Origin of the sequence: Mycolicibacterium vaccae NBRC 14118 = CIP 105934 (genome assembly GCF_001552715.1) — a bacterium.
GTDB classification, from domain to species: domain Bacteria; phylum Actinomycetota; class Actinomycetes; order Mycobacteriales; family Mycobacteriaceae; genus Mycobacterium; species Mycobacterium vaccae.
On sequence record NZ_BCRS01000311.1, the window covers coordinates 1 to 857 of the forward strand.

Below are 857 nucleotides of genomic sequence, written 5' to 3' on the forward strand. Positions count from 1 at the left end.
TGGAACGCCGCCCGCGGCGGCTGCGCATGTCGGCTCCGGTGGGGGCGGTGCTCGTGTGCGCGGCGGTGGCCCTGCTGATGACACCGGGGGCGGCGCTGGCCGTCGGCATGCTGGCCGCGACACTGCTGGGCCGCGCCCGCGCGACCCAGCGGCGCCGGGACAGCGTCGCCGAAGCGGTCTCGCTGCAGGGTGCACTCGACGTGCTCGTCGGCGAACTCCGCATCGGGGCTCATCCTGTGGCGGCGGTGCGGGCCGCCGCCCACGAGTCCAACCAGGCGGTCTCCGGTTCCCTCACCGGGGTCGCTGCGCGGGCACTGCTCGGAGCGGACGTCGCCGACGGCCTGCGCGCGGCCGGGCGCCGGTCGCTGTTGCCGGGTTACTGGGAAAGGCTCGGCGTCTGCTGGGGTCTGGCGCAGAACCAGGGGCTGGCGATCGCCACCCTGATGCAGGCCGCTCAGCGGGATATCGCCGAGCGGGAGCGGTTCCGCGGACGTGTCGACGCCGGGCTGGCCGGCGCACGCGCCACCGCGGCGATTCTGGCCGGACTGCCGGTGCTCGGAATGCTGCTCGGGCACATGATCGGGGCGGACCCGCTCGGCTTCCTGCTGTCCGGCGGCGCTGGCGGCTGGCTGCTCGTGATCGGCACGGGGTTGGTCTGCGCCGGCCTGCTGTGGTCTGACCGGATCATGGCATCGGTGATGGCATGACCTGGGCCGCAATGCTTCTCGCATTGGCGACGGTGCTCGTCCCCGGGGCTTCGGCGTCCCGGCTGCACCGGCATCGGCAGCCTGAGACGTCGGTCCCCGGCGGATCGGCGACGGGCGACGTCCTTGCGGTGGCGGCGAGCCTCGACGTGC

At 74.3% G+C, this 857-nt stretch carries 1 protein-coding gene; it reads left to right on the forward strand.

What is annotated here, in order from left to right:
• The coding region (locus MVA01S_RS29535) for a type II secretion system F family protein (protein ID WP_060941824.1) at positions 1-707 on the forward strand (707 nt) is incomplete at its 5' end.
• Positions 708-857 lie beyond the last annotated feature (150 nt).